27 protein-coding genes are annotated in these 21808 nt (G+C 55.6%); 26 read left to right on the top strand and 1 reads right to left on the bottom strand.

Going from position 1 to position 21808, the window contains the following annotated elements; translation table 11 throughout:
• Positions 1-52 precede the first annotated feature (52 nt).
• The 22 genes from E9954_RS32585 (at position 53) to E9954_RS16365 (ending at position 17310) form a co-directional block, all read left to right on the top strand.
• Entirely contained in the window at positions 53-223 is a 171-nt protein-coding gene (locus E9954_RS32585; protein WP_168442333.1) for a hypothetical protein, read from the top strand.
• Positions 224-281: 58 nt separating this feature from the next.
• On the top strand, positions 282-491 hold the full coding sequence (locus E9954_RS16455; RefSeq protein WP_136080400.1) for a hypothetical protein: 210 nt from the start codon (positions 282-284) through the stop codon (positions 489-491).
• The gene (locus tag E9954_RS32580) at positions 488-652 is read left to right on the top strand and encodes a hypothetical protein (protein ID WP_168442332.1); all 165 of its coding nucleotides are present in this window, start codon (positions 488-490) and stop codon (positions 650-652) included. Before E9954_RS16455 ends, E9954_RS32580 begins: the two co-directional genes overlap by 4 nt.
• Complete coding sequence (locus tag E9954_RS16450) at positions 646-858, top strand: hypothetical protein (RefSeq protein WP_136080399.1); 213 nt, start codon at positions 646-648, stop codon at positions 856-858. Before E9954_RS32580 ends, E9954_RS16450 begins: the two co-directional genes overlap by 7 nt.
• 45 nt (positions 859-903) lie before the next feature.
• On the top strand, positions 904-2202 hold the full coding sequence (locus E9954_RS16445) for an AAA family ATPase (RefSeq protein WP_136080398.1): 1299 nt from the start codon (positions 904-906) through the stop codon (positions 2200-2202).
• Between the two features lie 23 nt (positions 2203-2225).
• Positions 2226-3353, top strand: coding sequence for an ATP-binding protein (locus E9954_RS16440; RefSeq protein WP_222847209.1), 1128 nt, complete (start codon positions 2226-2228; stop codon positions 3351-3353).
• Positions 3350-3796, top strand: coding sequence for a DUF669 domain-containing protein (locus E9954_RS16435; protein ID WP_136080397.1), 447 nt, complete (start codon positions 3350-3352; stop codon positions 3794-3796). Before E9954_RS16440 ends, E9954_RS16435 begins: the two co-directional genes overlap by 4 nt.
• Before the next feature lie 57 nt (positions 3797-3853).
• Positions 3854-5470 carry a DEAD/DEAH box helicase gene (locus E9954_RS16430; protein ID WP_136080396.1) on the top strand — a complete coding sequence of 539 codons (1617 nt, stop codon included), beginning with the start codon at positions 3854-3856 and terminating at the stop codon, positions 5468-5470.
• A 156-nt stretch (positions 5471-5626) separates the two neighbouring features.
• Entirely contained in the window at positions 5627-6034 is a 408-nt protein-coding gene (locus E9954_RS16425; RefSeq protein ID WP_136080395.1) for a hypothetical protein, read from the top strand.
• A complete protein-coding gene (locus tag E9954_RS16420) occupies positions 6031-6264 on the top strand; it encodes a hypothetical protein (RefSeq protein WP_136080394.1) in 234 nt (77 codons plus the stop codon). The genes E9954_RS16425 and E9954_RS16420 overlap by 4 nt, the downstream gene beginning before the upstream one ends.
• Positions 6261-6650 (top strand): Cas9 inhibitor AcrIIA9 family protein, encoded by a 390-nt coding sequence (locus tag E9954_RS16415; RefSeq protein ID WP_136080393.1) that lies wholly within the window; start codon positions 6261-6263, stop codon positions 6648-6650. Before E9954_RS16420 ends, E9954_RS16415 begins: the two co-directional genes overlap by 4 nt.
• The gene (locus E9954_RS16410; protein WP_136080392.1) at positions 6647-7978 is read left to right on the top strand and encodes a PcfJ domain-containing protein; all 1332 of its coding nucleotides are present in this window, start codon (positions 6647-6649) and stop codon (positions 7976-7978) included. Before E9954_RS16415 ends, E9954_RS16410 begins: the two co-directional genes overlap by 4 nt.
• A complete protein-coding gene (locus tag E9954_RS16405; RefSeq protein ID WP_136080391.1) occupies positions 7978-10188 on the top strand; it encodes an AAA family ATPase in 2211 nt (736 codons plus the stop codon). Before E9954_RS16410 ends, E9954_RS16405 begins: the two co-directional genes overlap by 1 nt.
• Positions 10189-10474: 286 nt before the next feature.
• Entirely contained in the window at positions 10475-10861 is a 387-nt protein-coding gene (locus E9954_RS16400; RefSeq protein WP_136080390.1) for a RusA family crossover junction endodeoxyribonuclease, read from the top strand.
• A gap of 133 nt (positions 10862-10994) precedes the next feature.
• Entirely contained in the window at positions 10995-13049 is a 2055-nt protein-coding gene (locus E9954_RS16395) for a terminase gpA endonuclease subunit (protein ID WP_136080389.1), read from the top strand.
• Positions 13050-13107: 58 nt separating this feature from the next.
• A complete protein-coding gene (locus E9954_RS16390; protein ID WP_136080388.1) occupies positions 13108-14031 on the top strand; it encodes a glycosyltransferase family A protein in 924 nt (307 codons plus the stop codon).
• A gap of 146 nt (positions 14032-14177) precedes the next feature.
• Complete coding sequence (locus E9954_RS16385; protein WP_136080387.1) at positions 14178-14729, top strand: hypothetical protein; 552 nt, start codon at positions 14178-14180, stop codon at positions 14727-14729.
• 369 nt (positions 14730-15098) lie between these two features.
• Positions 15099-15509: an ABC transporter ATPase gene (locus tag E9954_RS16380; protein WP_136080386.1), complete on the top strand. Its 411-nt coding sequence runs from the start codon at positions 15099-15101 to the stop codon at positions 15507-15509.
• A 401-nt stretch (positions 15510-15910) separates the two neighbouring features.
• The gene (locus tag E9954_RS16375; RefSeq protein ID WP_136080385.1) at positions 15911-16195 is read left to right on the top strand and encodes a hypothetical protein; all 285 of its coding nucleotides are present in this window, start codon (positions 15911-15913) and stop codon (positions 16193-16195) included.
• Between the two features lie 111 nt (positions 16196-16306).
• On the top strand, positions 16307-16540 hold the full coding sequence (locus E9954_RS16370) for a hypothetical protein (RefSeq protein ID WP_136080384.1): 234 nt from the start codon (positions 16307-16309) through the stop codon (positions 16538-16540).
• A 98-nt stretch (positions 16541-16638) separates the two neighbouring features.
• Positions 16639-16812 (top strand): hypothetical protein, encoded by a 174-nt coding sequence (locus E9954_RS32575; protein WP_168442331.1) that lies wholly within the window; start codon positions 16639-16641, stop codon positions 16810-16812.
• Between the two features lie 36 nt (positions 16813-16848).
• Positions 16849-17310, top strand: coding sequence for a hypothetical protein (locus E9954_RS16365; protein ID WP_136080383.1), 462 nt, complete (start codon positions 16849-16851; stop codon positions 17308-17310).
• Here E9954_RS16365 and E9954_RS16360 read toward each other — a convergent pair.
• Positions 17307-17726: a hypothetical protein gene (locus E9954_RS16360; protein ID WP_136080382.1), complete on the bottom strand. Its 420-nt coding sequence runs from the start codon at positions 17724-17726 to the stop codon at positions 17307-17309. The two genes, E9954_RS16365 and E9954_RS16360, sit on opposite strands and share 4 nt — an antisense overlap.
• Before the next feature lie 146 nt (positions 17727-17872).
• On the opposite strand from E9954_RS16360, the gene E9954_RS16355 reads away from it, so the two are divergent.
• Genes E9954_RS16355 through E9954_RS16340 form a run of 4 tightly spaced genes read left to right on the top strand, consistent with a single transcriptional unit; the run spans position 17873 to position 21783 of the window.
• Complete coding sequence (locus E9954_RS16355) at positions 17873-18079, top strand: hypothetical protein (RefSeq protein WP_136080381.1); 207 nt, start codon at positions 17873-17875, stop codon at positions 18077-18079.
• Complete coding sequence (locus tag E9954_RS16350) at positions 18079-19533, top strand: phage portal protein (RefSeq protein WP_136080380.1); 1455 nt, start codon at positions 18079-18081, stop codon at positions 19531-19533. The genes E9954_RS16355 and E9954_RS16350 overlap by 1 nt, the downstream gene beginning before the upstream one ends.
• Positions 19526-20818: a hypothetical protein gene (locus tag E9954_RS16345; RefSeq protein WP_136080379.1), complete on the top strand. Its 1293-nt coding sequence runs from the start codon at positions 19526-19528 to the stop codon at positions 20816-20818. The genes E9954_RS16350 and E9954_RS16345 overlap by 8 nt, the downstream gene beginning before the upstream one ends.
• 35 nt (positions 20819-20853) lie before the next feature.
• Positions 20854-21783, top strand: a complete 930-nt coding sequence (locus tag E9954_RS16340; protein WP_136080378.1) for a major capsid protein — start codon at positions 20854-20856, stop codon at positions 21781-21783.
• The last annotated feature ends 25 nt before the right edge of the window (positions 21784-21808 follow it).

Below are 21808 nucleotides of genomic sequence, written 5' to 3'. Positions count from 1 at the left end.
TACCGCAGTAATGTAGTTCTAATCATCAACAACCAACCACAAAGGATACCCCATGGCCACTAACGACAACTCGGCAAGCATCGCCGCAAAAGTACCCGAAACCTTAAAGAAACGCCTGCAAGGAACTGCCGCCAAGGAACACATGGACGAATCCAAGCTGATCCGCAAGACGCTTGACCAGCACCTGCCGAGCCTGCCCCAGGTGCGCCGCTATTTGCCGTAGTGCCTTACTGCAGTAATGCCTGTTTTTATTTCCCCGTCTACCTTACTGGAGTAATGTTATGCCGCTCGAAACCCTCGAACTTAAAACCGTCCTTTGCCCGATTTTCGGGAGCGCCAAAACCTGCCGTCAACTCTTCGGCCTTTCGGATAAGCAACTGATCAAGCTGGCGAACGAGGGGATCATCCGCCGTAAGAAGACGGGCGAGAGCAAGAACAGCGCCGCGCTCTACCACGTGCAGGATGTCTATGACTGGATGGTGGCGAAGTGACCCACCACGACTTTAACCGAGAGGCGGAACGGTCGGAACTGGACACCCGCGAATTCCACGGGCTGGAAAAGTTCAACGCCAAAAACCGCAACCACCTTGCCCGGGAACAACGCCGGGCCGACGCAATCGCAACCAACCACAAAGGAGATACGCCATGCTAGGAACCATCATTGCCGCCCTGTTCATTCTGTTGCTGATCTGCATGGCCGTGGGCGATGCGCTGGCCAATCACGAAAGCTGCAAGCCCGCGCGCTGCTGCGACACTTGCGCGAAGCATGGCAAGCCCGAATGTCTTGATACCTGCATGGAGTGCCACAAGTTCGCCCCGCTTGCGCCCTACTGGGTCGAGCGCGACGAAACCGCCTAAAGGCGGGACTACCTACTTTTTTTAACCCCAAGGAAGGAAAAACAGATGAAACCTATAACCATTGACACACTGGAAATTCAGAACGTTAAACGAATCAAGGCCGTGCGGATCGACTGCACCGGCAACGCGCTCACCGTGGTGGGCGGCAAGAACGGGCAGGGCAAAACATCGGTGCTCGACTCGATTGCCTTCGCCCTCGGCGGCGAGCGCCATCGCCCCACCAACCTGAAGCGCGAGGGATCGATTGCCGATGCCGAGATTAAGCTGACCATGAGCAATGGCCTGATTGTCGAGCGCAAGGGCAAGAATGCCGCGCTGAAGATTACCGATCCGAATGGCGGCAAGACCGGCCAGCAGTTGCTCAACGAGTTTGTTTCGGTGCTGGCGATTGATTTGCCGAAGTTCATCCACGCCACCACGAGCGAGAAAGCGAAGATTTTGCTTTCGATCCTCGGCATCGGCGACGAACTTGAAAACCTTGAACGGCAGGAACGCGCGCTGTTCGATTCCCGCCATGCCCATGGCCAGCTGGCCGACCGCAAGAAAAAGTTTGCCGAGGAAATGCCCTGCTTCGACGGTATGCCGGAAGTTCCGGTTTCCGCCGTCGAACTAATCCAGCAGCAGCAGACCATCCTTGCGCAGAATGGAGAGAACCAGCGCAAGCGGCAACGCCTGGCCGACCTGGAGCGCGAGCACGAACAGGCGTCCGTTATTATTGCCGACCTCGAAAAGAAGATCGAGGAAGCCCGCCAGAAGCGCGAAGCCATTGCCGTTGACCTAGTGGACGCCCGCAAGAGTTCCGAGCAGTTGCAGGACGAATCGACCGCCGCCATCGAGGCGAAGCTGGAAGAGATTGAAACCATCAACGCCAAGGTTCGCGCCAACCTCGACAAAGCCAAGGCGCAGGACGATGCCGAAGCGCTGACCACCGAATACAACGACATGACCGGCAAGATCGAGGTCATCCGCACCAGGCGCATGGAACTACTGAACGGGGCCGACCTGCCCCTGCCCGGGCTCACCGTCGAAGGCGGCGAACTGCTTTACAACGGCAACAAGTGGGATTGCATGAGCGGATCGGAACAGCTGCGCGTCGGCACGGCCATCGCCCAGCGCCTGAATCCCGCCTGCGGCTTCGTGCTGATCGACAAAGCCGAACAGTTCGACCTCGATACATTGCGCGAATTCGGCGCGCACCTCGAAAGCCTCGGCCTGCAAGCCATCGCCACCCGTGTCAGCACCGGCGACGAATGTTCGATCATCATTGAGGATGGCGAAGCACTCGACGGGGCCGGCGAGCCGCCGGCGGTACAGAAACCCGCCTTCAACGCCGGCCAGTTTTAACCCAACCCATAAGGAGATAGATCATGCCATTGCAACTTGTAACCGGAAAACAGATCAAGCCCCAGCGCGTCGTTATCTATGCGCCCGAGGGCATCGGCAAATCGACGTTTGCCAGCCAGTTCCCGAAGCCGCTGTTCATCGACATCGAGGGCGGCACGTCCACGCTGGACGTGGCGCGTGCCCCGAAGGCCAGCAGCTGGGCGATGTTCAAAGAGCAGCTGAAAGAGATCAAGGCCGACCCCATGGGCTTCGCCACCCTGGTGATCGACACCGCGGACTGGGCGGAACGCCTTTGTCTTCAGCACATTTGCGATTCCAACAACTGGGCATCGATCGAAGAGCCGGGCTATGGCAAGGGCTTCGTTCGTGCCGGCGAGGAGTGGGGCAAGTTTCTCGACTTCCTGACCGATCTTTCCACCGCCGCTGGAATGAACGTGGTGGTGCTGGCCCATGCCCACCTGAAGAAGTTTGAACAGCCCGACGAATCCGGTGCCTACGACCGCTATGAAATGAAGCTGTCGAAGTATGCCGCGCCGTTGCTGAAGGAGTGGGCGGATATGGTGCTGTTCTGCAACTATGAAACCATTGTTGTGCAGGATGCCAACACCAAGACCAACAAGGCGCAGGGCGGAAAGCGCGTGATCCATACCACGCATCACGTTTGCTGGGATGCGAAGAACCGCCACGACCTGCCGGCCAAGCTAGACTTTCCGAAGGCTGGGGCGTTTGAGCAGATCGGGCATTGCTTCCCGGCGGTGGGAGGGGCGAGTTCCACTTCGACCGAGGCCGCACCGTTGGAAGCCCGGGTGGAACCGGGCCCTCCATCAGATGATGTGCCTGCCGACTTTGTTGCCCAGCCGGATCCCGCCGACGCGGTGCATGCAAACCAGCCGGCACCTGCCGCCGAGCCGACCGGCACGAAGGTGCCATTTACTGACCCGACTGCTTTTCCCGCCGCGCTGTTCGAGCTGATGCACGCCAACCAGGTGCAGGAGGCCGAGATCCAGCAGGTTGTTGCGGCGAAGGGCTACTACCCCGCCGACACGCCGGTCGGGAACTATGCCGACGACTTCGTGGCCGGCGTATTGGTGGCCGCGTGGGAGCAGGTTTTTAACGCAATCAAATCCAACCGAAAGGAAAAAGCAGCATGAGTACACAAGATCGAGAACTGGGATGGGACGACACCATCGAGCACGACGGCGCGGATTTCGTAACCCTGCCGGCAGGTGAATACGCCTTTACTGTCATCGGCTTTGAACGCGGGCGCCACGCCGGTTCGCCAAAGCTTCCGCCCTGCAACAAGGCGATGCTCGGCATCGAGATTGATGGTGGCGAAAAGGGTAAGGCGACCATCACCGAAAACCTGTTTCTGCACACCAAGACCGAGGGGTTGCTTTGCGCGTTCTTTCGTTCAATCGGTGCCCGCAAGTCGGGTGAAAAGGTTGTGATGGACTGGGGCAGCGTGGTCGGCACGACAGGCCGCGCCAAGGTGGCGGTGCGCTCCTACCAGAAAGACGGCGAGACCCGCACCATCAACCAGGTGCAGCAGTGGCTTGACCCGAAGCCGCAGGGCTACACCGAAGGCACGTTCTAATCCAATCCCGTGGGTGCCCGCAGGGGGCACCCATACCTTTTTAAAACGAGAGAAGCTATGCAACTGAGACCCTACCAATCCCAAGCCATTGAAGCCATAAACCGCGAATGGTGCGACGGCAACCACCGCACGTTGTTGGTGTTGCCGACCGGCTGCGGCAAGACCATTGTTTTTTGCAAACTGGCCGAGAAGGAGGTCGGCGCGGGCAAGCGCGTGCTGATCCTCGCCCACCGTGGCGAACTCCTGGAGCAAGCCGCCGATAAGATGGCCAAGGCCACCGGCCTGGGGTGCGCCGTCGAAAAGGCGGAACAAACCAGCATTGGCGAATGGTATCGCATTGTTGTCGGCTCGGTTCAAACGCTGATGCGCGAGAGGCGGCTGCAGCTTTTTGCACCGGATCATTTCGACACCATCATTGTGGACGAAGCGCACCATGTGCTTTCGGATTCATATTTGCGGGTTTTAAATCATTTTTGCGGGGCCAACGTGCTGGGAGTTACCGCCACGCCAGACCGTGGCGACATGCGCAACCTTGGAGAGTTCTTCGATTCGCTGGCGTATGAATATCACCTGCCGCAGGCGATCCGCGAAGGGTTTCTTTCGCCGATCAAGGCGCAGACGATCCCGATCAAGCTCGACCTGTCGGGCGTGAAGAAAACCGCCGGCGACTACAATGCCGGGGCGCTGGGCAATGCGCTCGATCCCTATCTTGCATCGATTGCCGACGAAATGGCGAGCCGATGCCAGGGCCGCAAAACCGTGGTGTTTACGCCGCTGATTGCCACCAGTAAGAAGCTGCAGGGCATGCTGGCGGAACGCGGCATGAAGGTGGATGAAGTTAATGGCGAGAGCGCCGACCGTAAAGAGATCCTGACCCGCTTTGACAAGCAGGAAGGCGGCGTGCTGCTGAACTCGATGCTGTTGACCGAGGGGTGGGATTGTCCGTCTGTCGATTGCGTAATCGTGTTGCGAGCAACGAAGGTGCGGGCGCTCTACTGCCAGATGGTGGGGCGCGGTACCCGCCTGCACCCGGGCAAGGATCATTTGCTTTTGCTCGATTTCCTGTGGCACAGCGACCGCCTCGAATTATGCCGCCCCGCGCATCTGGTTTGCGAGTCGGACGAAGTGGCGCAGACCATGACCGAGAGCATTAATGAAAGCGGTGCGGCGGTGGATGTTTCCGAAGCCGTTGAACGGGCCGAGGAAGATACCGTGGCCGCACGCGAGGAAGCGCTGGCCAAGATGCTGGAGGAAATGAAGCACAAGGCCGCCAAGTTGGTCGATCCCGTGCAGTATGAGCACAGTATCCGCGACCCCGATCTGGTCAATTATGTTCCGGCCTTTGGCTGGGAAACCGGCGCGCCGAAGCCCGAACAGCTCGAAACCCTCGCAAAACTCGACATTAACCCGGTCGGCATTGAATCCGCCGGCAAGGCCGCCAAGCTGATCGAGAGCGTGAAGGCGCGCAGGAAATCCAACCTCGCCACGCCGAAGCAGATTCGGCTGCTGGAGCGCAAGGGCTTCCAGCACGTCGGCAACTGGACGAAGGCGCAGGCGTCGGGCCTGGTGGATCGCATTGCCGCCAACCGCTGGCAGACGCCGAAGGGCATCGACCCCAAGACCTACCAACCGCCCGAGGCCAAACGCACCCCGTTATTGACTGAATTCGGTTAGGGCAACACTGGCAGGGGCATCCGCGTCGTTCCGATTCTGCGCTCCCCTGCCCCCGGCGTATTTCCTTATTTAGCGCCGGGCATCTCAACCCGCCGGGCAACCGGGGCGGGATAAGAATCGGAACCGGAAGGATAATTTTAACCCAAGGAGAAAGCTATGCCCGAAGAATTATTTGATACCGACGCGGTCACCAGCGACCCGCCAAAAAACGAGTTGCCACAGCACAGCATCGCCTACCTTCCAACCCTATGCAAAAAGTGCGGGGCAACCATGCCAGAACCATATTGCTACCTTCGCGCCTGCATCTGTTGCGAAAGCGACGACATCGACAGCATGCAATGGCATGAGTATGTTCCGTCGCTAAAGAAATACTGTCCGCACGACAACGATAAAATCACCACACTAGCCAACGATCTGAAAGAAGAGTGGCGCAAGCTGATGCTCTACCTTGAATCGTTCGATCTCGCGTCACCAAAGGCCGAGGACTCTCTCAACGAATACAATCAGCGCTGCCGCTCCATCGTGTCCGGCTTCGAAGAAAAGCTATGGGAAGGATCGCTATGAGCCGCGCACGATCAAACGGATTCGCCGCCCCCATCGTCGTGGTGGAGGTCGGCCTCAAGTGCCACAAGCCGCCTGGGCGACCGCTCGAAGTCGGCGAACGTTTCCGCAGTATTGCCTGGGCGGAATGTTCAACGGGCATCGGGCGTGCCCATATCATTGCCCAACTATCTGGCCGCGCACCCCAGGCGCGCGGCGTTCGGTTTGAATATTTGAATGGAGAAAATAAATGAGCACACCTAAACTAAACCTGACCGCAGAGAATTCGACCGAGCAGCGGATCCTCGACTACCTGATCGAAAATGCTTCCACCGAACTGGTGGCAAAAATCAACTTCGGCAAGAAGACGCTGGCCGGTGCTTTGGATTATGCCAGGGGCGAAGCGCGTAGCATGGCGATTGATGGCTGTGCCGTGGTGGATGACGACACCGTGTTCGGGTGGATCATTCATTTCTTCGAAGAGGATGAAATCAAAGAGGGCGCGAAGAAGCCGAAAACCCGGGTGCCGGGCGGGGTGAAGGCAAAGCCGAAACCCAAGCCTGCCAAGAAAGAGAAACCCACCGGCCCTCTTGTGATGGATCTTTTCACAGGCGAAGCTGTATCGGCGGTGGGACGATGACCTTCGATCATCTTAAATATGCCCCGCTGTCGGCAAGTGCGGTTCGCCGCATTCTTCAATTCGATCAGGATGCCGGCTTCGGGCCTGATGGAAACCAGCAGAACCGCAACCGCTTCTATTTGTATCTAACCCAGCGGAAGTCTGATGTGGAGATCCGTACTGTGGCCGTGAAGGCTCGAAAGCGCCATGAACAGCCGGTGGTGAAGGAAGTTGCGCTGGCCAGTGTTGATGATCCGTGGATCCGCATTCATGATCTTGGTTTCGTTCATATGAGCGGATACAGCGTGGACTGGTCGCCGGAAGGCGTTGGCCCTGCGAAGTATTGGGATTATCGAGGACGGTGGGAATCGGAGGCGTATGGTTTACGCTGCATGTGGAAAATCGACGCGCCGGTGGTTAATCCGGAGCTACTGAAGCGGACGCGCCGATTCAGATGGTCGGCCTGGGAGCCTAAAAACGGGCATATCCTTGATTACTTGAAAGTATATACAGAGCATCCGGAAATTGAATTGCTTGCGAAAAACGGCTTGGGTCATTTCTGCACGAAGGTTTCCCTGCTCCGGAAACTGAAGAAGGATCGAGGGTTCCGGCAGTTTTTCACGCAGAACATCGATGCCATCAAATACTGTCGATTCAACATCCCCGAAATCACGATGGCGTACAACAAGGGAATCACCCTTGCCCATGCCCAGCAAATTCAGGAAGCCCGACGCCGGTTTCGTGGCAATGGTCTTCCGCGCGAAATTGATCCACTGAAGGCGCTTCGGTATATCGAGCAAAAGAAAGTCACGCCGTGGCAATTCACAGGCTATCTGCACAACTGCCAGACGCTGAATATGAATCTGGCCGACACAAAGGTTTCATTCCCGAAGCAGTTCAATGCGCGCCGGCGGCATGTGCAGGATCAGATCGACGTTATTCGGGCGGAAGCCAAAGAACTGCGCCAGAAGGCGGAGGCGAAAACTAAACGGGAAATGCCTAAGAAAATCGCGGCCATTGCCGAGCAGTGGAGTTGGCTGGAAAAGTTGCGAGGTTCCTACCGGATTGTGCTCCCGCGCTCGGTGAAAGAATTTTCGGCCGAGGGCAAGGCGCTGGCGAATTGCCTGGGCAGAGGTTATGCGGCCAAGGTTGCGCGAGGTGAGGTTTTAATTGTCTTCGTGCGTGAACGCGCTGCCCCCGATACGGCCTTCGTGGCGGTTGAATACAACCTGAAGCGCGGCGTCGTTACCCAGTGTTATGGCAGCAAGAACAGCAAGCCACCGAAGAAGGTGCTGGAATTTATGAATAGAGCTTTCAGCAACAATTCCAGTTTAGAGGAGGCGGCTTAATGACCGCATACGACGTAATCGAGCGCAAGCTTCGGGATGGGATGGTACAGGGGCAAATGCACGGCTGCTTGCGTGACGTTGGCCGGCTGGCGGGTGGCTATGCCTCGACGGGTGCTATTCAGCCGATGGATTTGTTTCAGCTTGAGCAGCTGGCGGCATCGCTTTCGATGAATGCCAAGGAGGGCACGGATAAATGGTGTGAAGCCGTGAAGTTTGGACGCGGCCAGCCGATTGACTGGGAAGAGCCGCAGGAATACCAGCGGCGCGAATCGAAGGAGCTGGAATGGGACTCGGAAATCGGCGGAAGGCACGACACCCTAAAGGTGGTGGATTCCAACTGGATTCAGGATGAAGAGATACACGAGCCGAACGATTGGCAACCGGTTAACGAGCTTATTCGCTATCTGTCGGCTTTGTTTCAATCCGACGACCATGTGGGCTATGTTACGGAGTGCTGGGAGAAGGACGGCAAGCACCTGCCGAAAAAGGGCTGTTTCGACCGTACCGCCGGCGAGCTGATCGACCAGCTTCAAAAGTGCAAGGGCGACATTGGCGCCGTGATTGGCGACACCCTGCCGGAAGTTGGCGCGTGGATTCGCTTCAACCCGTTCGATGGCGTGGGCATCAAGGACGAAAATGTTTCGGAACTGCGTTATGCCCTCGTTGAATCCGACACGGTGGAAATACCGCGCCAGATCGCCCTGCTGAAGGAGTTGGAATTGCCGATTGTGACCATGGTGCATAGCGGCGGCAAGAGCGTGCATGCCGTGGTGCGCATCGAGGCCGACAGTATGGATGTCTACCGCAAGCGCGTGGATTTCCTTTATGAGGTGTGCAAAAAGAACGGGCTGGAGATTGACCGCCAGAACCGCAACCCGTCGCGGCTGTCCAGAATGCCGGGGATTCTGCGCAATGGCAAAAAGCAGTTTTTGGTCGGCACCAATATCGGAAAACTGAGTTGGGCGGAATGGGAGGACTGGATTCAGGATCTGAACGACGACCTGCCCGATCCCGAGGCGCTGGATAGCGTCTTTGACAATCTGCCGGATAAATCGCCGGAACTGATTGCCGGCGTGCTGCGGCAAGGGCATAAGATGCGTATTGCGGGGCCATCGAAGGCGGGGAAGAGTTTTAAGCTGAACCATCTCTGTATTGCCATTGCCGAGGGCTGGGACTGGCTGGGTTGGCAATGCGCCCAGGGGCCGGTGCTCTATGTTAATCTGGAGCTTGATCGGGCCAGCTGCCTGCATCGTTTCCGCGACATCTACAGGGCATTGGGCCGAGAGCCGAAGAATGTGCGAAACATCGACATTTGGAATCTGCGTGGCAAGGCCGTGCCGATGGATAAGCTGGCACCGAAGTTGATACGGCGCTCGCTGAAAAAGGGATATAAGGCCATCGTGATCGATCCGATTTACAAGGTCATCACCGGCGACGAAAACAGCGCCGAGGCCATGAGCCACTTTTGCAATCAGTTCGATAAGATTTGCGCCGAGCTGGGTGCTGCGGTAATCGACTGCCATCATCATTCAAAGGGTGGACAGGGAGCAAAGCGCAGCGCCGACCGTGCAAGTGGGTCCGGAGTGTTTGCCCGCGATCCCGATGCCCTGCTCGATCTGATCGAACTGGAGGCCGAGGAACCGAAAAAGGTGCGCGAAAACCGGGCGGTGTGTGAAGCCATTTCATCCTATTTGGATAAGCACGCACCCGGCTGGCAGGATGAAATTGCCGACGACGACGCCATGGTGGAAAAGAAGTTTGAACCCAAGGCTAAGAAACTGCTTTCCCATGATCAGGGCGAAGAGCTCAACCATATCATGATGGCAACACGCATGCCGATCAGGCAGGCCACGGCCTGGCGCATCGAGGCCACGCTGCGGGAGTTCGCACCCTTCAAGCCGCGAAACCTCTGGTTTCAATATCCGGTTCATATCACTGAGGCCAATCTGCTGAACGAGGCCAGCCCAGCCGGCGACGAAGCGCCGTGGCAAAAGAAGCAAGGTGTAAAGAAGATGTCGAAGACCGAGCGGGTCATTGAGCGCAAGAACGGTTTCGTTCAAGCCCTTGAAGCCTGCTCGATGGACGGCCCGCCAACGGTCACCAACATGATGGAATATATGGGGCTTTCGAAGCGCACCATCATGGGCCGACTGAAAGAGTGTGGCTATGCCGCACCATCCGGCCAGATCGTCAAAAAGGAGGATATTTAATGTTAGTGCAAAAGTGCAGTGCAAAGCTAGTTGTTGCACTCTTGCACTCTGGTGCCGGTTTCAGGGCCATCAGTGCAATGGTGCAAATCCGTCGTAACGTCCGCAATACCAACCCACTTACAACGCAGAGTGCAAAAGTGCAGTGCAAAGGTATATATAAATATATAAACTTGCGTTGCACTATGTGTGTGTCCGGTAGGAAAACAGGCTGTTACTTCGTGCCTGTATTTCCCCTACCACGACACAGAGACGCAATAGTGTCGCGGGCGAAGGTAGGGCTGATCTAATGCAGTTCTTCCTGGCCATCGATCCACCGCGAACCACGCACCAGATGAAGAAGGTGCGAGTCGTGAAGGGTAAGCCGCAGTTCTACGAGCCGACCAAGTTGGCCGAAGCTCGCCGCGATCTGTATGAGGCATTGCATCCACATAAACCAGCCGAGCCAATCGACGGCGCCATCCGACTTGTTGCCAAGTGGTGTTGGAATGGCAAGGCCGATGGCCAGTACAAGACCACCAAGCCCGACGTGGACAACAGCACCAAGTTGCTGCTTGATGTCATGACCAAGCTTGGCTACTGGCACGATGACGCACAGGTGGCGTCTCTGATCGTGGAAAAGTTCTGGTCGAGGCAACCGGGCATCTTCATCAGCATTGAGGGGCTTTCGCAATAATGAGAACAGGCACCCCCCTCTTAGGTACTTCCAGCGCTCCGCAGCGCCAAGAGAGCGACGGACGACATCTCGCCATAAATGACCGTTTACATTTTGCGCATGTCTTATACGCTATTTTGCCAAGGGCTATTAAATGACCGAGCCGATTACAATTGATGGCATGAGCCGGCAGGCGAAGCACAACGCCAGGAAGCGCGAGGATCTTCAGAACATTGGAACGATCCCGAAGCCGGCGAATGTTCGGCGTCGAAATTCGTGCCGAAAGAATCTGCTGAAGTTTCTGCGCACCTATTTAGGCCAGACGTTCTACCTTGAATTTTGCGACGACCAGATCGCGGCGGTGAAGAGCATCGAGGCAGCGGTGATGAACGGCGGGCTGGCAGCGATTGCGATGCCGCGCGGTTTTGGCAAGACCTCGATTTCGGAGGGTGCGGCAATCTGGGGAATCCTGTTCGGCCATATCCGGTTCGGGGTGGTGATCGGCTCGGATCAGAAAGCGGCGGAATCGATCCTTGCCGACATCACGACGGAATTTGAAAACAACGAGCTGTTGCAGGATGACTTTCCCGAGGTGTGCAAGCCGGTCGAGCATTTGGAAGGTCGGGTGCAGCGGTGCGGATCCCAGCATGTGAACGGCGAGCCAACGCACATGCAATGGAAGTCGGCGCGGCTAGTCTTCCCCACCGTTCCGAAGACCAAGTACACCTTGGCGCGGGGCTCGGTGCTCCAGGCTAAAGGATTGACTGCCGGCGTTCGTGGTCTGCATCACAAAAACATGGATGCGAAGATCAGGCCTGATTTCGTTATTTTGGATGATCCGCAAACCCGGGAGAGCGCGAAGAGCTTCGACCAGAGCGAGGCGCGGGAAAAGATTATTCGCGGCGACGTAATGGGACTGGCCGGCCATGATCGGGTTATATCGGCAGTGATGCCATGCACAGTGATCGAAAAAGGCGACCTGGCCGATCGGTTCCTTGACCGTGGGAATAATCCAGAGTGGCGCGGCCACCGCACGAAGCTGGTTTATGCCTGGGGCGTGAAGAACAAGGCCAAGGGCAGCAAGCACGAATATGAAAACTCGGCGCTGTGGGATGCCTACAAGGAAATTTGGCAACGTTGCAAATTGAATGGCGACATGGCCGAGGCCAATGCGTTCTATAAATCCAACCGCAAGGCCATGGATGCCGGCGTCGAGGTGGCGAGTAAATATTTCTACGACAGCAGCGAGGAACTTTCCGCCGTTCAGCATGCTTTCCATCTGCTGTACAAAGTCGGCGAGCCCGCTTTTCTTGCCGAGTATCAAAACGAGCCGCCCGGGGAGGAAAACGACAGCTACAAGATCGCCGCCGACGATGTGCGCAATGCCTTGAACCATCTCGGGCGGCGTAAGCTACCGAACGAAGCGCAGTATCTGACGGCCATGATCGATGTCAACTATCTTGGCCTGAACTGGGCGGCGGCTGGTTTCGATAGCAAGCGCGCGGGCTGGATCGCCGACTATGGCAAATATCCGGATGGGCGAAAGTGGCTATGGTCGAAGGCCATTGCGGCCAAGCAGGGACTGACCGAGGAGCAGGCCGTCTATCAAGGTGTGATGAAACTGGGCGAACTTCTGCACAGTACCGAATTCGTGCGCGAGGACGGCACCCGCATCTTTTTCAATGCGATCATGTTCGACGCCAACTATATGACCGACACCGTGGCGAAGGCCTGCAAGGCGCTTTCGCGAAAGCTCAACTTCCAGGTGTGGACATCGAGATCCCGACCGACGAAGCAGTACCGGACGGCGCGCGGTGCCAAGGTGATGAAGCGGGCGCAGGATGTTCATCTCGAAAAGAATGACCGCGGATTTGAGTGCGTCTATGTCAGCGACCGCTGGCAGAAGGATGCACAGCAGGGCTTTAAACTGTTCGCCGGCGCTCCCCTATCCATTTCGCTTTTCGGCAACGATCCGCTGAAGCATGAGCGCATGGGCGCCGAGATTGCCAGCCAGCAGCTGCTTCAGTTGTTGCGCGGCGACATTGTCGATTCCTACACCTGGACGCCCCCGAACGGGCGCAACGATTTGCTCGACGCCGTCAAGGGCTGTATTGCCGCCGCCGCCCTGCTCGGGGCTGGCCAGGCCGACCCCGTAAAGCGACGGGCAAAAAAAGCGCGCAAGCCCCGAGTGCAAAAAATTCAAATTTAAACGTTACTGCGGTAATGCCGCTGTGCTAAATATCAACGCCAACAAGGAAGGGAACAAAATGGACTTGTCAATCGTGATTCCGTGCAAGGCGGACGAACCCCATTTAATGCAGACGCTCGAAAGCATTGAGCGAACGGCCCCGGGTTCTGAAGTGATTGTTGTTTTTGATGGCTGCGCGCCGCCAGAAAATTTGCCTGCAAACTTTACTGCGGTAATGCCTGAGATGCCGCTCGGCACCCAGTCCAGCCGGCATACCGGCATTATGGCAGCGGGCGGCGATGTGGTTTTCACCTGCGACGCGCACATGGATTTCCAGCCCGGATGGGCTTCGCAGTTGCGGAGCTATCTGCACCACGAACCTGATGGCCTCTGCTGCTTCAAGATGGTGGCGCTTGAGGATGGGCACGATTCTTGGACGCAGGGCCGCGGGGTCTACAAAGGCGCGGCCATGAATTGGATGGTGCGCGAAGACAGCGGTTTCCATGGCGCTCTTGTTGGCAAGTGGGCCGACAACAAGCCCGGTGATGAAATCAGCTGCGTGATGGGCGCGTGCTACGGAATGCGCCGCCAGCGCTATCTCGACCTCAATCAGCCATGGCGGCTCGGTACAGGTTGGGGATGCGACGAGGAAACCATTAGCGCCGTGCAATGGCTGTGCGGTGGCCGCATCGATCTACTCGACCACTACGTCGGCCACTACATGGGCAAGCCTCGACACTGTTCCGTGGACTGGGTTGATCAGCTTTGGGCGAACCGGTTGCGGTTGCTGTGGATGTTGCCGTTTAAAAATGCCACGAAAGTGGAGCTTGTCACATGGCTGACTTGCAATAAGGCATTTGCGGCGCGGCTCAATAAAATTAATGCGCATGCCTATCTATCTTCTGCCGATCTCTTCCGCGAATCCACTCCATGGACGCGCACAATCGAAGATTGGATCGAACGCTTTGAACTCAAACCAAGGAGTAAAAATGGGAAAGCATAGCAGGAAGGTCGGGCAGGCGGTGCGGCGTGAAATCAAGGTGCAGTATTCAACCTTTTTCAATCGGCTTTGTTGTTTGCCATTTCGTGAACGACTTAAAGCCAGTTGGCGAATTTTGTTTAAACGAGGATTCAACCAGGAGCAAAACCATGGGCGTTAAACGCGGTAACTACCAGACGAAGAAACAACTGCTTCAGCGGCAGTGTGAGGAGCGCGGGATCAAGTATGCCACGCGCTGGGGATCGAAGGAGCTGCAGGCGGCTCTGGACGGCAAGCGACCATCACCTCGGAGCGGCGGCCAGCGGAAGGCGCTGCGCGATGAATGCCGCAAGCAAGGCATTGCCTTTTCCGATTCATGGAACGTGGCGCAGCTGAAGCAGGCGCTGGCCGGCAACCTCAAGCCCTACCGCAACACGGGCGCGAAGGTGTGCCTACCGATGGCTTGCACGTGTGGCAAAGCCATCGATCCGGCCAAGGCGCTCGAGGGCGAGACGCGCCGGGATCCGCGTATGCACCAGGCCACGCCCGATCATAATTTTGACGGCGTCATATTTTGCCGCTATTGCTGCGCATGCGGTCAGCATCTGGTCGTGAAGGTTCCAATTAAGGCGCGCGCGGTCAAGTGCGGCTGTGGCCGCCTGGCTTCAATGTGGGATGCCGATGGTGTCGGCACGTGCTGCCATTGCGCGACGAAGAAATAATGTTTAAGCGCGGCAGGAAGAGGCCAATCAGGTCGGCGGGTTCGAGTCCTGCCCGCGCATTAGTTTTACGTTACGAGTGAGACGCGCGGCGATGGGCGTTGATCGGATTTTGAGCGTCGTGCCGCGTCGAACTCTACTCGCTGGTTCAATTTTAAGATTATGGCTTTTGAAAAAATACACAACCTGAGAGGGAAACACGAAAACCGTGGCAATGTCGGAACCTATGACCGTGCCTCAAAAGGGATGAAGCAATATCCAACGAAAAAGGCGGCTATTGATGCGTGGCGAAAGAGTTAAGCCGTACGCTCTAAATTCTTGTTGGGCTCCCGGTGGCGCAGCAAGACAACAAAGCCGGACGGAGAAAACACAATGAATACACCAGTTAGAAAACTGAACGGACACAAAGTAAACCCGGCAAACGACACTCTTGATATTGAGGTTCAAGACGCGCCGGGTGCCGGAGGTGCAAACCATCTGTATGTAATCTATGGAATGGATATGCAACTCAATCCATCCGCCACAGACGGCCAGCGGAACGAACAAACGAGAGTGGAAATTGTATTCCAAAATGGCCCTATCCCAGAAATCGGAGTGAACGGGATTACGCAAGAAGTCCTTTTGGAAATCGTTGCAGATCGTCTGCGCTCGTTTCAGGCTGGGCCGTATGCGTGCAAGGCGAATGCCTGTGCACTGACTCACATCGAAGAGGCGCAACACTGGCTTCAACAGCGAACGATTGAGCGGATGCGGCGAGGCGTTGAAGGGACGCACACGGTTTAAGGTTTGTTACGGCTGGGTCGGTTTAATTCCTTCCCAGCCCAACGTTACGGGACAGCCTCGCAAGGAAATCGGAGAGTGATATGAAGTATGGACACAAATTCTGGAAACTGCGCGGGGCATTGCGCGGGGCATTGCGCGGGGTATTGCGTAGGCTGATGCCGCTTGTTCGCCGGATCTTCGGGGGGCTTATCTGTATTTTTAACGGAGGGCACACGTCCCGCTGGTCGGTTGATGATTGCGATATGGAATGTCGTGTTTGCGGGGCAGACCTTGGGCTCCCGCGTGATTAGGCGAACGACCGGGCTGAGTTGCCCGGGAAATAAACTCGAAATTTAAAACCGGCGTTGTCCGGGTAAACTCAAGCCCATGGTTAGCCGAATAATTAACAGAAAGGTGAACACATGAAAGAACCGACATACTTCCAAAATGACTGCGTGTTTGAGGTGAAAGCCGATTGCTACAACGGAGACTCAGGTGATGAAATTAAGCCTGTGCTCTGGGGTTTCTGCAACGGAGATATGCAAGATGACACGACAGAAGAACCTTGGACTATCGACCCAAAACATTTGCCGATTGGAACAAAGGTTGAAATCAAATTTCCGCATTGCCCTGAATGTGACCTCTCGCAAGAAGTCTGCGACTGCGGCTTTGACTGGGAAACGTGGATTAAGAATACATACGGCTAACGAAATGGTGAGCGGCGCGGGAAAGTAACGCTGCATTAAAAACGAGCGTCGGCCCGCGTCGCGCTCTAGCAACTGGTTGGATTTTTATTAAAAACATAAGGAGAATGAAAAATGTTTAATGTACTGAATGCGTTTGCCGCTGGAATCATGTTTTCGGTTGGTGTTTGTGTTGGAGCTTTTCTCTGTCACCTAGCATCGAAAAAGGGACGGGATGAAATGAAAGAACAAATGCTGGAATACAACAAGCAGGTCGAAAGTCGCCTCGCGCAATATGTAGAAAACACTGCGGTCATGGCTGCCGCAGCTCAACGCTGGATGGATAAAAATCCAGATTACGACGATTAATCCAACGATTAACATGAGCGGCTGTGCGCTCAAGCTACAAACAAGGAATCAGGCGTTTTCACAGTACGCTCAATGTTCTGGTTCGATTGGAGGTTAAAATGAATATAGACGTTACAAAAAGATATGACGCTCAGTTCCCTATCGGGATCGTTTCTCGCCACGGGACTGAAAAATTCACGCTGAAGGCGGCTGAAGAACTCAGGCTTAAACTAGGTGAGGCAATTAAATGGGCGCATAGCATGGATGAGATCCGTAAATCGAACAATGATTGAGCGACATGTGTCGTGTATTAAACCGAGGTGATTATCATGAATGAAGCTAAGGCATTGGGGTTGTTGCGTGAAAAGATTCGGCTGAAGCACATGGAATATTCGACCGAAAAGAGCTATTCGTCGTGGCTGAAAAAGTACATGGGTTTTGTGCGTACACTGCCGGCGCATGTGGAGCCGATCAGCTACCAAGAATACGACGGCGACATCCAGCGCGAACGCTTTGGCCGGCAGGAGCTCGGCATCGGGGCCACCATGTTTTTCAATGCCGCGTATTGGATCCTCGGCGAGCTCGAACCGGACGAAATTTCGTTTGTCGGCTGTTCGATGGACTATCCCAAGGGCTCGGCCAATACGTTCTATGGCAGTGGCAACGCCGATCCCCTGCGCTTCAGCAACGACATGCTGCATATCTGGTTTTTGCTGTTTGAGCGGCACGCGCTTCGGCGCAAGTGCGAGCTGGTGAATCTGGGTAGCAAGACGGGGCTGATGCCGTACTAGCTCGTTATTCTTGCGACAGTAATTGCGCTTTGCCAGTCCGGAGAATCTCCGGGGGCGTGCGATGCCTTTTGTGGTAGGCCTGGTTGAAGCAGTTCGTAGGCTTGATCGAGTGCCTCGTCTTCGCTGGCTGCTAGTACAGGATTTGCTGCGATCTTGCCATTTTTTAGGATGGCGTATGGTTTTTGATTTGCCGCATTAATCGTGACCAGCAAAATTTCTGTACCAGCCTTTTCCTTGGCAGCAACCTCAGCGGCGGCAATGATCACTTTTTCGTTTTCGCCTTCAATGGGCTTGGCATCAAACGAGGAAAATCCATCGTCTGTAATTCGCGTTGCCGTTAGCCGGCCAACTTCGTCTTCGATTTTTAGGTTAAACAGCCATGTTCCGCATTCGGTTGTATTCCAGAATTCTTTCACTATGCCCCCTTGGTTAGGTTTAGAATGTACCATATCACGACTGTCAAGGGTCACGTTGGTTGAATTCTCAACGCCAATAAAGTGAAATATTTGAAAGCGCGATCTGTGGATTGCGCTTTTTTTGTGCGCCGTGCTTTTTCAGAAGCATGACAACGGCGGAACAGTTGCGAAGCGTGCGCGAGGCGATCAAGGCGATCGAGGGCGGCGTCCAGAATTATCGCATGGGCGACGAGACCGTCACCATGGCCGATCTTTCCACGCTGTATCAGCGCGAGAAGGATCTGAAGCGTTCGCTGGCCCGCAACAAGCGCCGACAAAACACTTTCAATAACGTAAACTTTCCGGGTGCATAATGTCTAAAAAAACCAGCCTGGAATATAACGCGATCCAAAGCAAGGGGCAACGCAAAGCCCCAGCCACTCGGACAATGAGCGAAGACGCAATGCTAAAGCCGCGCGATCGTCGCAAGCTGACCGGCACCGTTCACGACCAGATGCGCAATCTTTCGCTGGTGGCGTGGATGGTTCGCAAGCATTTGGATTATGTGACTGATTTCAATGTGTTAATCCGCACAGGAAACGATGCGCTGGACGCAAAGCTCAACCAGCTTTTCGAATGGCATGGCCGCAAGGAAAACTTTGACATTTGCAAGCGGCATTCCCGTCGTCGGGCTCTGCGTTTGTGGGAATCGCACCGCGCAACGGATGGCGATGCCCTTGCGGTTATGCTGAAGACCGGAAACCTGCAGTTTATCGAGGGCGATCGCATCGCGGGGGCCACGGCGACTTTCCCGAAAAAAAACCGACCGAAAACGCTCAATGACAATGGGCTGGTGCTGGATCAATATGGCGCGGTCAAGAAATATGCAATCACCAACCGCGTTGATCGTGATCTGGTCTACTCGCACATGGTGGACGCGAAGTACTGTATCTTTGATGGTTACTTCCAACGGTTCGATCAGACGCGCGGGATCAGTCCTCTGACGACGGCCATCACCACCTTTCAAGACCTCTATGAGAACTGGGACTTCACCCTGCTAAAGATCAAACTGCATGCGCTGTTCGGCATCGCGATCAGTCAAAAACTGGATGAAGAGGATACCGGCATCAATGATGATGGCGAGCAGGAAGGCGACATCGGCAGCGACGAGTTCGGTACGGCGGCGAGTGCCGGCACTGCGAACGCGGGCGAAGCTGAAATCAACTTCATGGATGGCCCTCAGTTGCTGCGACTGGAACCTGGGGAAGGCGCGGACACCATCGAGAGCAAGACGCCAAACTCGGGTTTCCTCGATTTTTCAGAAGTGATGATTCGGGCCGGACTGCTGGCGCTGGATATTCCCTACACGTTCTATGACTCGATGAAGTCCTCTTTTTCTGCGCGGATCATCGACCGCAACGACTACGAGGAAAGTTGCCGACAGAAACGCGAGTCGATCAGAAGTTTTCTGAATCAATACACCGCGTGGAAGGTGGCCGCATGGGCGCGGTTGCCGGATGTGGCGAAACTGATGAAGGCCGCCGGTATTACCGACGCGCGGGAATTGGTGCGGGCAGTGGAATGGATCCCCGCCGGTCAGCCTTGGTACGACCCCAAAAGCCAGATCGAAGCAGAACTAAAAGCGGTGGCCGGTGGCATTCAGAGCCGCCAGCGCATTTGTCAGAAATATAACCTTGGCGACTGGCGGAAGATTGTCCGCGAACTCGAAGAAGAAGAGCGCGAAATCGAAAAGCGCAAAGTTTCCGTTGCGATTGGCGATCCAGGGCAAGAGACCAAGGGGCAGGAAGAAGGAGACGGCAATGAGTAAAAAATGGTTTGATACCGGCTACTTAAAAAGCAAGCCCGCAGAGGTGGATCATGAAAAAGGAATCATTGCCGGCGTCAAGGTTTGTTCCGTTGGCGAAGCAAGAGGGCATGGCGTCCATCTCGACTCCGAATTTATCGATACCCTTGTTAAGCAAGGTTCCGAGACCAAGCAAGGACTCAAGGCGCGCTTTGGTCACCCCAACATGTGCAGCTCGGCCCTCGGCACCTTTGTCGGGCGCTTCAAGAATTTCAGCAAAGGCACCACTATCCGCGACGATGGATCAAAGGTTGACTGCTGCTATGCGGATCTGTTTCTAAGCAACAGCGCCAAGGAGACGCCCAACGGCGATCTGTATTCCTATATTCTTTCGATGGCGGAAAACGAGGCCGACATGTTCGGCACCTCGATCGTGTTTACGCCGGGTAAATCATATCGAAGAACCCAGGATGGTGAAAAAGCATATCGGCACATTCGGGAAAGTATGTATGGGTGTGAAATCTGGTACACCCGCGAAGATGGAAGCCGACTTTCCGAGGATGAAGCCGAGGAGCTTTCCGAGGAAATCTTTGTCGAATGCGAAAAGCTCCATGCCTGCGATTGCGTGGACGAACCCGCCGCCAACGATGGCCTGTTTTCCGCCTTTGCCCAGGAAACGCCAGCCGGATTGATTACCGATTTTCTCGACCAGAACCCCGCCGTTTTCGACCTGCTCGAAAATTCGCCGGAGGTGCTGGAAGCCATGGCCAAGTATGGCGACAAGATGGATGAATTCATGAAGCGGTACTTATCGTATCGCAACGAACAGGAGCAAAGCATGAGCACAGAAAACGACACTTCTGCCGAAGTTGCGACCGAAGCCGAAGAACTTGAAGAAACGCAATCCACGGAAGAGGTCGAGGCGACCGAAGCCGTGGAAGTTGTCGAAGAAGAAACCACCAGCGAGGAAGCGGAAGCCGAAGAGTCCGAGGAAGCAGAGCCTTCCGAAGAGCCCGAAGCCGAAGAATCCGAACTGTCGGAAGCGGAGCCTTCCAGAACCATCGACCCCGAAGAGTTTGCGCGCAGCGTGGATGAATTCGGCGCCGAGGTTTCCGCAGCGGCCTTTAAAGCCGGCGGCGGATATGCCGAAGCGAAGGAAGCGTACTACGCGGCCATCGCCGTGGAAAACAAAGCCCTCAAGGCCAAGGTGGCCGAACTGGGCGAAGAAGGTGCCGACCCGGCAGAGTTCGGAGAGGACACAGGCAAGAAGATCTCTATGGAAGAGGTCATTTCGGGCAAACGGAAGTAATCTAAATTAAAGCGCAATAGCGCAGGAGCAGTAAAATGGCTGAAATCACAAACACCCTCGCTGGATTGATCCAGATGAACGATATGAATCTCGATGACATCGAGGTTTCCGACCTTTTGGAAAGCGCGCCGGTATTGGCCGCACTTTTCGCAAAGGAAGCTTCCAACGGTACGCTGCATAAGTATCTGAAGGAAACCGTCGCACCAGGCGCAGCGTTCCGCGATGTGAATACTGGCCGCGCGAATGCCGCAGGACAGGAAACCCTGGTTACCGCCACGCTCAAGGTGTTGGACGCATCGTTTGAGCGCGACAAGGCGATTGCCCTCGGTTACTCGAAAGGAAAACTTGCCTATATGGCCCGTGAGGCTGTCAAGTCAATCCGCGCGGCGTTTGCTATGGTGGAAAAACAGATCATCAATGGAACCGGCAACGATTCCGATGGTTTTGCCGCTCTGAAGGATGGCATCGATTCCAATATGGTTCTGAAGGCAACGGGTTCCACCGCCAGTGTGCAAACCTCTTGCTACATTGTGCGCTCGACTGACGATGATATTGCGGTTGTTGCTGGTCAGGATGGCAACCTCGATATTTCTGATGTGTTCGAAACGGTAATTAACACCGACGATACCGACGACACCAAGCTGCTTAGTGTGTTGGCAATGTCGATCATGGGATGGCTCGGCGTTCAGCTCGGTTCTGTCTTTAGCGCACTGCGCATCTGTAATATTGAAGATGCTACCGGCGACACCCTGACCGACGATCTGATCTACAATGCAATTGCAATGTTCCCGACGGATCGCCAGCCGACGCACATCATCATGAACCGTGCAGGCCTGCGCATGCTGCGCGAAAGCCGCACGGCCACCAACGCCACCGGCGCACCGGCACCGCGCCCGACCGAAGTAGACGGAATCCCGATCATTGTAACGGATGCCATCACTTCGACTGAGGCGGTTGTAGCGTAATTCATGGGGTGGCCGGGGAGTTTAT

This window comes from Pontiella desulfatans (genome assembly GCF_900890425.1).
Classification (GTDB): Bacteria; Verrucomicrobiota; Kiritimatiellia; order Kiritimatiellales; family Pontiellaceae; genus Pontiella; species Pontiella desulfatans.
Note: the sequence above shows the minus strand (reverse complement) of the source record. Positions and strands in the feature narration are given on the sequence as shown.